General features: G+C 62.8%; 11 protein-coding genes and 1 pseudogene. 9 read left to right on the forward strand and 3 right to left on the reverse strand.

Annotated elements, in window-relative coordinates:
- The 6 genes from LQR33_RS23115 to yacG all read left to right on the forward strand — a co-directional run.
- Positions 1-733 (forward strand): ATPase, T2SS/T4P/T4SS family (locus LQR33_RS23115; RefSeq protein WP_231470614.1); only part of this gene is annotated, 733 nt, incomplete at its 5' end.
- A 37-nt stretch (positions 734-770) separates the two neighbouring features.
- The gene (locus tag LQR33_RS23120) at positions 771-1,994 is read left to right on the forward strand and encodes a type II secretion system F family protein (RefSeq protein WP_166439760.1); all 1,224 of its coding nucleotides are present in this window, start codon (positions 771-773) and stop codon (positions 1,992-1,994) included.
- Between the two features lie 11 nt (positions 1,995-2,005).
- On the forward strand, positions 2,006-2,914 hold the full coding sequence (locus LQR33_RS23125; protein WP_221664089.1) for a prepilin peptidase: 909 nt from the start codon (positions 2,006-2,008) through the stop codon (positions 2,912-2,914).
- On the forward strand, positions 2,899-3,513 hold the full coding sequence (gene coaE, locus LQR33_RS23130) for a dephospho-CoA kinase (RefSeq protein ID WP_166439758.1): 615 nt from the start codon (positions 2,899-2,901) through the stop codon (positions 3,511-3,513). Before LQR33_RS23125 ends, coaE begins: the two co-directional genes overlap by 16 nt.
- 162 nt (positions 3,514-3,675) lie before the next feature.
- Complete coding sequence (locus tag LQR33_RS23135) at positions 3,676-4,116, forward strand: cell division protein ZapD (RefSeq protein WP_462476158.1); 441 nt, start codon at positions 3,676-3,678, stop codon at positions 4,114-4,116.
- A gap of 5 nt (positions 4,117-4,121) precedes the next feature.
- Positions 4,122-4,313 carry a DNA gyrase inhibitor YacG gene (gene yacG, locus LQR33_RS23140; RefSeq protein ID WP_221668063.1) on the forward strand — a complete coding sequence of 64 codons (192 nt, stop codon included), beginning with the start codon at positions 4,122-4,124 and terminating at the stop codon, positions 4,311-4,313.
- Positions 4,314-4,378: 65 nt separating this feature from the next.
- On the opposite strand, the gene LQR33_RS23145 is transcribed toward yacG, so the two are convergent.
- Both LQR33_RS23145 and tsaE read right to left on the reverse strand, forming a co-directional pair.
- Positions 4,379-5,620: an N-acetylmuramoyl-L-alanine amidase gene (locus tag LQR33_RS23145; RefSeq protein ID WP_231470616.1), complete on the reverse strand. Its 1,242-nt coding sequence runs from the start codon at positions 5,618-5,620 to the stop codon at positions 4,379-4,381.
- Positions 5,578-6,072, reverse strand: a complete 495-nt coding sequence (gene tsaE / locus LQR33_RS23150; protein WP_205692520.1) for a tRNA (adenosine(37)-N6)-threonylcarbamoyltransferase complex ATPase subunit type 1 TsaE — start codon at positions 6,070-6,072, stop codon at positions 5,578-5,580. Before tsaE ends, LQR33_RS23145 begins: the two co-directional genes overlap by 43 nt.
- A 37-nt stretch (positions 6,073-6,109) precedes the next feature.
- On the opposite strand from tsaE, the gene queG reads away from it, so the two are divergent.
- Positions 6,110-7,147: a tRNA epoxyqueuosine(34) reductase QueG gene (queG, locus tag LQR33_RS23155; RefSeq protein WP_331282878.1), complete on the forward strand. Its 1,038-nt coding sequence runs from the start codon at positions 6,110-6,112 to the stop codon at positions 7,145-7,147.
- 2 nt (positions 7,148-7,149) lie between these two features.
- On the opposite strand, the gene LQR33_RS23160 is transcribed toward queG, so the two are convergent.
- Positions 7,150-7,566, reverse strand: coding sequence for a MaoC family dehydratase (locus LQR33_RS23160; RefSeq protein ID WP_166439754.1), 417 nt, complete (start codon positions 7,564-7,566; stop codon positions 7,150-7,152).
- A gap of 242 nt (positions 7,567-7,808) precedes the next feature.
- Here LQR33_RS23160 and LQR33_RS23165 point away from each other — a divergent pair, with 242 nt between their 5' ends.
- Both LQR33_RS23165 and LQR33_RS23170 read left to right on the forward strand, forming a co-directional pair.
- Positions 7,809-8,558 carry an electron transfer flavoprotein subunit beta/FixA family protein gene (locus tag LQR33_RS23165; RefSeq protein WP_021479161.1) on the forward strand — a complete coding sequence of 250 codons (750 nt, stop codon included), beginning with the start codon at positions 7,809-7,811 and terminating at the stop codon, positions 8,556-8,558.
- A gap of 3 nt (positions 8,559-8,561) precedes the next feature.
- A pseudogene (locus LQR33_RS23170) lies at positions 8,562-9,089 on the forward strand (electron transfer flavoprotein subunit alpha/FixB family protein); the annotation flags it as partial.

Raw genomic sequence — 9,089 nt, forward strand, 5'->3', positions numbered from 1 at the left:
CGGCCCCACCGGCAGCGGCAAGACCGTATCGCTTTATACTTGTCTGAACATTTTGAATAAGCCGGACACGAATATCTCCACAGCCGAGGATCCTGTGGAAATCAATCTGCCCGGCATCAATCAGGTCAACGTCAACGAAAAGGCAGGGCTGACCTTCGCCTCGGCGCTGAAGGCTTTTCTACGGCAAGATCCTGACGTGATCATGGTGGGCGAAATCCGAGACTTCGAGACCGCCGACATCGCAATCAAGGCCGCGCAGACCGGTCACATGGTGTTCTCGACGCTGCATACCAATGACGCGCCATCCACGCTGACACGGATGCTGAACATGGGCGTGGCTCCGTTCAACATCGCCAGTTCGGTGTTGCTGATCATGGCGCAGCGTTTGGCGCGCAAACTGTGCAGCCATTGCAAGCAACCGGTTGAGATTCCGGAGGAGGCGCTGCTGCGCGCCGGCTTCTTGAAGGAGGATTTGACGGGCGGCTGGCATCCCTACGGACCAGTCGGCTGCGAGGAGTGCCGGAACACTGGTTACAGGGGGCGGGTCGGGATTTTCGAAGTGATGCCGATCAGTGACCCAATGATGCGTCTGATCATGAAGAACGGTACCGCGGTCGACATCTCCGATCTGGCCAGGGAGGAGGGCATGGTCGATTTGCGCCGAGCCGGCTTGCTGAAGGTGATGACCGGCATGACCTCGCTGGCTGAGGTCGAGGCGGTGACCAACGATTGAATGGCGACCCACGGCGTTAATTAGAGGAAACGGGGCGATGGCGACCACGGCGGCCAAGAAAGCGAATCCAGGCTACATCTGGGAATGGGAAGGCAAGGACAAGTCCGGCAAGATGATACGGGGCGAGCTGCGCGCAGAGTCCGAGACGGTCGCCAAAACCCAGTTGCGGCGGCAGGGCATCAATGTCGCCAAGATCCGTCGCCGGCGCAGCGGTTTCGGCAAGCGAATCACCGAGAAGGACATTACGCTGTTCACCCGCCAGCTGTCGACGATGATGCGCGCAGGGGTGCCGTTGTTGCAGGCTTTTGACATTGCAGCGAAAGGGCACAGCAATCCAGCGGTGACGCGGATGCTGCTGGAGGTGAGGGCGGATGTCGAAACCGGTATGTCGCTGGCGGAGTCGTTCCGCAAGCGTCCGCTATATTTCGACAAGCTGTTCTGCAATATCATCGCCGCGGGCGAGGCGGGCGGCGTTTTGGACAGCCTGCTGGACAAACTGGCCACCTACAAGGAAAAGGTGATGGCCATCAAGTCCAAGATCAAATCGGCGATGATCTATCCCTCGGCCATCGTCGGCACCGCTTTCATCATCACCGCGGTGATCATGATCTACGTGATCCCGGCGTTCAAGGACCTGTTTTCCAGCTTCGGCGCCAACCTGCCGGCGCCGACTTTGTTCGTGATCTGGCTGTCCGATCAATTCGTCCATTTCTGGTGGCTGATCTTCGGCACCCTGTTTGGCGCGATTTTCGCATTTTTCTACGCGTTCAAGCGCACGCCCAAGATGCAGGAGCAGATGGACCGCATCCTGCTGCGGCTGCCGGTGATCGGCGACATCATACGCAAGGCCACCATCGCGCGCTGGGCGCGCACGCTGTCGACGCTGTTCTCCGCCGGCGTGCCGCTGGTGGAGGCGTTGGATTCCGTCGGCGGCGCCGCGGGCAACCAGGTTTACGCAGAGGCGACGCGGCGGATCCAGTCCGATGTCAGCACCGGCTCCAGCCTCAGTTATTCGATGCAGCGCACCGATCTGTTTCCCAATATGGTGCTGCAGATGACCTCGATCGGCGAGGAATCGGGCTCGCTGGACCAGATGCTGGACAAGGTAGCCGACTTTTACGAGGAAGAGGTGGATAATGCGGTGGCTGCGTTGTCCAGCCTGCTGGAGCCGGCGATCATGGTGATACTAGGTATATTGATAGGCGGGCTGGTGATTGCGATGTACATGCCGATTTTCAAGATGGGGCAGGTGGTGGGTTGATGCTGGAAGACATGACATGGCTGTTGGCCACCCATCCAGCCTGGTTGACCGGCGCGGCATTATTGCTGGGACTGATGGTGGGCAGCTTTCTGAATGTGGTGATTCATCGCCTGCCCAGGATGCTGGAGCGGGAGTTCCTGGCGGATAGTGTTGAATATCTGGCTGAAGGCGGCGAGTCGTCCGCGTTGCGTCTGGCCGCCCAGCAGGCCAGACATGAGCTGGACGATGAGAGTCGCTACAATTTGTGGCGGCCCGCCTCGCATTGTCCGGCTTGTCATGCGCCAGTGCGGCCCTGGCACAATGTGCCGCTGCTGAGTTTTCTGTTGTTGCGCGGCCGCTGTGGCGAATGCGAGGCGGGCATCGCCTGGCGTTATCCGCTGGTGGAGCTGCTGTGTGGCGCATTGTTCGGTTTTCTGGCCTGGAGACTGGGCTGGGGCTGGCCGCTGGCCGGCGCTTTGACGATGACGGCTTGTTTGCTGGCATTGGCTTTCATCGACTTCGACACCAAGCTGTTGCCGGACAACCTGACCTTGCCGTTGCTGTGGGGCGGTCTGCTATTCAACCTGCAGACAGGCTTGGTGCCGCTGAGCGACGCGGTGTGGGGCGCGGTATTCGGCTATCTGTCGCTGTGGCTGGTGTTTCACGTATTTCGGCTGCTGACCGGCAAGGAAGGTTTCGGCTATGGCGATTTCAAGCTGCTGGCGGCGTTGGGCGCATGGTTGGGCTGGAGCATGTTGCCGCTGATCATCCTGTTGTCGTCGCTGGTGGGCGCGCTGTTCGGCGTCGCGCTGATGGCGGCGTCTAAAGTGCGGGGAGGGCAGCAGATTCCCTTTGGCCCCTATCTGGCGACGGCAGGCTGGATCGCGCTGGTGTGGGGGCCGCAGATCATGAATGGATATTTGGCATGGCTATCCCGGTAGTGGGATTGACGGGAGGCATAGGCTCCGGCAAAAGCGCGGCGGCGGATCGTTTCGCCGAGCTGGGCGTGCCGGTGGTGGACACCGACAGCATCGCCCACCTGCTGACGGGACCGGGCGGCGCGGCGATGGCGGCGATCGAGCGCGCGTTCGGCCCATCTGCGCTGGCCGGCGACGGTTCGCTGGACCGCGCGGCGATGCGGGCGCGGGTGTTCGCAGATCCTGGAGAGCGGCATAGGCTGGAGGCCATCCTGCATCCGGCTATCCACGCGGAAAGCGTGCGCCAGCTGGCGGCGGCGTCCGGAGACTACGCGGTGTTGGTGGTGCCGCTGCTGTTTGAAAGCAACCGTTATTTGCCTTTGCTGGCACGGACACTGGCGGTGGATTGCCGCGAAGAGGTCCAGGTGGAACGGGTGATGCGGCGCAGCGGATTGAGCGCGGAAGCGGTGCGTGCGATCATGGCCGCGCAACTGCCGCGCGAGCAGAGGCTGAGCCGCGCCGACGATGTCATCGACAATAGCGGCGGCTTGGCAGAATTGAGGCTTCAAGTTGATGCCAAACACAGTTATTATCTGGCAAATCTTGTCAAAGCATTGTTATAAGGCTTGCTGCAAGCCGTGGAGAAGGGCAGATCTGCCGTGATCAGTTTCGAATTTCCTGTCACCGAGCGCACCCGTATTCTGCTCCGTCTGGAGTATCTGTACGGGCGGTTGGCCTACTTTATCGGCAAGGATCACCCGCATGATCATCACGCCGCGCTGCAGGTGNNGAACTTGCGCGAGAACGAGTGGCTGATGGCGATCAAGCAGCGCGCCGGCATTCCCGGCGGGACCTGCCAGTTCGACTTGCCGTCCTATCATCTGTGGCAGCAGCGCTCGGCCGAGGTGCGACGCCAGGATCTGCGTCGTTGGGCCGCGCCGCTGATGCCCACCGCTGACGCCGCCGAAATACTGCTGCACCTGCTGCGCGACAGCGGCAAGACTTATCATTACGTTGCCCGCAAGGGCGCGTTCCAGCAGATGTCCGGCGGCAAGGTGGTGCAGTTGATCCAGGTCGCCTACGACGACAATCTGGAGCTGCTGCCCGAGTTGTCCGCCAACAAGTACGCGCTCAACATCCGCTTCGTCAACGCGGTAACCGGCGAGACCCGGCCGCGCCAGACCGAGCAGGATGTCGAGTTCCAACTGACCAATTGCAAGTTTTGAGCATCATGTCCGAATCCGTACGCATCGTCGCCTGTCCCACCTGCAAAGCCGAAGTGCGCTGGGAGCCGCAGAGCCGTTATCGCCCGTTCTGCAGCGAGCGCTGCCGCCTGATCGATCTGGGGCAGTGGGCCAGCGAGACCTACCGGGTGCCGGCGGAGGAGGATTCCCCGCCCGGAGAAATGCCGCCGACGCACTGAGTGTGCAGGCAAATGAAAACCGCCAGGCCAAATCGCCCGGCGGTTTTGTTTTGGCGGGCGAGGGTTCAGGCGCGCGCGGCCAGCGCGGCGCCGGAGGCGAAGTAGCGTTTGACGCCGCTGAAGATGGCGTTGGCCATTTGCTGCTGGAACTCGGCGGTAATCAGCCGCTGCTCTTCTTCCGGATTGGAGATGAAGGCGGTTTCCACCAGGATGGATGGAATGTCCGGCGCTTTCAGCACTGCGAAGCCCGCTTGCTCCACCGCGTTCTTGTGCAGCTTGTTCAAGCCGCCCAGCTGGCCCAGCACGGTCTTGCCCAGCTTCAGGCTGTCGTTGATGGTGGCGGTCTGGGTCAGATCCAGCAGCGTGTGCGCCAGATACTTGTCCTTGCTGCCGATCTTGACGCCGCCGACCAGGTCGGAATTGTTCTCGGTCTGTGCCAAGGCCTTGGCGAAGGCGCTGGTGGCGCCTTTCTCGGATAGCGCGAACACCGAGGAGCCGCGCGCGGCGCGGTTGGGCGCGGCATCGGCGTGGATGGAGACGAACAGATCGGCGTTCAGTTTGCGCGCCTTGGCCACGCGCACGCCCAGCGGGATGAACACGTCGTCGCTGCGCGTCATGTAGGCCTTCATGTTGGATTCGGCGTCGATCAGCTGCTTCAGCTGATGGCCTATCTTCAGCACCACGTCCTTCTCGCGGTTGCCCTGCAGGCCGATGGCGCCGGGATCTTCGCCGCCGTGGCCGGGGTCCAGCATCACGACGATGGGGCGGTCGGTGTTCTTGGCCTTGGGTTTGATCTGCGCCGGGGGCTGTTCCATCTTGCCCTTGTTGTAGTCCTGCAGCAGCGCCAGCAGCGGATCGTCCTGCTGGCCGCTGGCCGGATACAGGTCCACCACCAGCCGGTGCTGGTATTCGGCCACCGGTGCCAGCGCGAAGGCCTGTGGTTTGACGTCGGTCTTCAGGTCCATCACTAGGCGCACGGTGTCCGGGTCGAACTGGCCGGCGCGGGCGGTGCGAATATAAGGATCGGCGGCGGCGATCTGGCCGCTGATGTCCTTCAGCACGCCGTTCAATTGCACGCCTTGCAGATCGATCACCAGCCGGTTCGGATTGGCCAGCGTGAACTGCTTGTATTGGATGGCGGCGCTAGACTCCAGCGTGATGCGGGTGTAGGTGGACGACGGCCAGATGCGCAGGGCGACGATCTGGCTGCCTGCCGCCCAGCCTTTCCGGCTGACGGCGATCAAAAAGGTGGCTGCCGCTGCGCCTAGCAGCGTGCGGCGTGTTGGGTCGAAAGTCGAATCAGGCATGACTGTCCGGTTTGGCTCAGGGCTTGAAAGTGATAGGTGCGACCATCTCCGGCGACGGCAAGTTCCAGCATGATGTCGGGCGCGGGCGCGAGTCCGCGGGCCTTGTCCGGCCACTCCACCAAGCATAGGCTGTCTTGTCCGAAATATTCGCTGAAGCCGGCGTCGTTCCATTCTTCGGGATCGGCGAAGCGGTACAGGTCGAAGTGATGGACACTATATTCAGGTAAGGCGTAGCTTTCCACCAGGGTGTAGGTGGGACTTTTCACCTTGCCGCGGTGGCCTAGCGCCGCCAGAAGGCCGCGGGTGAACGTGGTCTTGCCCGCGCCCAGGTCGCCCAGCAGGTGGACGGTCAGGCCGGGCTCTGCGGCGGCGGCGAAGGCTGCGCCCAGCGCCAGGGTCGCGCTCTCGTCGGGCAGGCCGCCGCTTTGAACGCTGGTATCATCCATCGCCATGACTGAGAATCCTCCTCAAAAACCGGATTATCCCGAATTGTCGCGCCAAATCAAAGCCTGGGCGCGCGAAGCCGGTTTCGCCGACGCCCGCGTCACGCGCGCGGCGCTGCCGCCGGAGGCGGAACAACGGCTGGAAGCCTGGCTGGCGGCCGGGCATCACGGCGAGATGGACTATATGGCCCGGCATGGCGCGATGCGGGTGCGGCCGGCCGAGCTGGTGCCCGGCACGCTGTCGGTGATCTCGCTGCGGATGAACTATTGGCCGGGGGGCGAGCCGGCCGAGCAGGTGCTGGCCGACCCGTCGCGCGCCTACCTGTCGCGGTACGCGCTGGGGCGCGACTATCACAAGGTGCTGCGCAACCGGCTGCAGAAGCTGGCCGAGCGCATAGAAGGCGCGGTCGGATCGTTCGGCTACCGGGTGTTCACCGACAGCGCGCCGCTGGCCGAGGTGGCGCTGGCCTCGCAGGCCGGCCTGGGCTGGCGCGGCAAGCATACGCTGCTGCTGACCAAGCGCCAGGGCTCGCTGTTTTTCCTGGGCGAGATTTTGACCGACCTGCCGCTGCCGCCGGACGAAGCCGAAGATGGTCATTGCGGCCGTTGCACGCGCTGCCTGGATGTCTGTCCCACCGGCGCCATCATCGAGCCTTACACGGTGGACGCGCGCCGTTGCATTTCCTACCTGACCATCGAATTGAAGGGCCCGATTCCGGAACCGCTGCGGCCCTTGATCGGCAACCGCGTGTACGGCTGCGACGATTGCCAGTTGTTTTGTCCATGGAACCGTTTCGGCGCTTTAACAGCAGAAGCTGATTTTGCGGTGCGCCATGGTCTGGATGGCGCCAGTCTGGTAGAACTGTTCGACTGGAGCGCGGACGAGTTCCGCGAGCGGATGGCGGGCAGCCCGATCTACCGCATCGGCTATCACAAGTGGCTGTCGAATCTGGCGGTGGGCTTGGGCAACGCGCCGACCTCGCCGGAAGTCGTGGCCTCGTTGCGCCGGCGGCTGGACTTTCCTGACGAACTGGTGGCCGAGCCGGTGCGCTGGGCGCTGGGCCGGCACGGCCAGTCCTGTTGATTTCAATTGCGGGACGGCGCGATCACCAGCGATTCCCCTTCCAGCACCAGCTTGCTGCCGACGCGGCATTGGGTGGTCAGACGTACTCGTTTCTTTTCCGGGATCAGCTCTTCGACGGTGACGCGAGTGGTGACGGTTTCGCCTATGCGCACCGGCGCCTTGAAGCGGGTGGATTGCGATAGGTAGATGGTGCCGTAGCCGGGAAGGCGAGTACCGATCACGCCGGAGATCAGGCTGGCGGTCAGCATGCCGTGGGCGATGCGGGTTTCGAACGGAGTGGTGGAGGCGTAGGTCTGGTCCAGATGCACTGGATTGTTGTCGCCGCTGACGGCGGAGAACAGCAGCACGTCGGCCTCGGTGATGGTTTTTCCGGCTTCGGCGCTGGCACCGACGACCAGATCCTCGAAATAGACAGTCATGACAACTCCCTGCAGAATTTTATGACGGGGAAATGCTGCAGTGCATTGTGACAGCTTCGGGCTGAAATGCAAACCGGCGGGAAATGACGTACTATCGATGCCGAGTTGCATTTTCACCACGCGCCGGCTCGGCGCGCACAAACCAAACGCTCGTTTGAATTTTGCTTGGGGCATAATCAGGCACAGCTGGCCGTTCGTTGCCTTCCGCGTTCGATTAACCCACAGATGTTTGCTGGAGGAATATGAAAGTTCTAGTCGCAGTGAAACGCGTTGTCGATTACAACGTGAAAGTCCGCGTCAAAGCCGACGGCAGCGACGTTGATATCGCCAACGTCAAAATGTCGATGAATCCCTTCGACGAGATCGCCGTGGAAGAGGCGGTGCGTTTGAAGGAAGCCGGCAAAGTGAGCGAGATCATCGCCGTGTCCATGGGCGTCAAGCAGTGCGAGGAAACCCTGCGCACCGCGCTGGCGATGGGCGCCGACCGCGCCATCCTGGTGGAGACCGATGTCGAGCTGCAGCCGTTGGCCGTGGCCAAGCTGCTGAAGGCCGTCGCCGACAAGGAGCAGCCGCAGCTGGTGATCCTGGGCAAGCAGGCGATCGACGACGACGCCAACCAGACCGGCCAGATGACTTCCGCGCTGCTGGGCTGGTCTCAGGGCACTTTCGCCTCCAAGGTGGATCTGGCGGCCGAAACCGTGGACGTGATCCGCGAGATCGACGGCGGTCTGGAAACCGTCAAGCTGCGCCTGCCGGCCGTGGTCACCGCCGACCTGCGCCTGAACGAGCCGCGCTTCATCAAGCTGCCCAACATCATGGCCGCCAAGAAGAAGCCGCTGGACAAGACCACGCCGGCCGATCTGGGCGTCGACGCCGCTCCGCGCCTGAAAACGCTGAAAGTGGCCGAACCGGCCAAGCGCTCCGCCGGCATCAAGGTGGCCAACGCCGCCGAACTGGTCGCCAAACTCAAGAACGAAGCAAAGGTGCTGTAAGACATGGCCATTCTCGTTATCGCTGAACACGACAACCAGGTCCTGAAAGCAGGCACCCTGAACACCATCACCGCCGCCGCTAAGCTCGGCGAAGTGCACGTGCTGGTGGCCGGCCACAACGCCGCCGCCGCCGCCGATGCCGCCAAGAGCGTGGCCGGCGTGGCCAAGGTGCTGCTGGCCGACGCCGCCCACTACGCCCACGGCCTGGCTGAAAGCCTGTCCGCGCTGGTTGTAGGCCTGGCCAAGGGCTACAGCCACGTGCTGGCTCCGGCCTCGTCTTTCGGCAAGAACCTGCTGCCGCGCGTCGCCGCGCTGCTGGACGTCGCCCAGATTTCCGAAATCGTCGCCATCGAATCCGCCGACACCTTCGTGCGTCCGGTCTATGCCGGCAACGTGCTGGCCACCGTGCAGTCGGCCGACGCGATCAAGGTGATCACCGTGCGCACCACCGCTTTCGACGCGGCGGGCCAGGGCGGTTCGGCAGCGGTGGAAACCATCGCCGCCGGCGCCGACAGCCAGCTGTCCGCTTTC

The organism is Chromobacterium piscinae, assembly GCF_021129175.1.
Taxonomy (GTDB): Bacteria; Pseudomonadota; Gammaproteobacteria; order Burkholderiales; family Chromobacteriaceae; genus Chromobacterium; species Chromobacterium piscinae.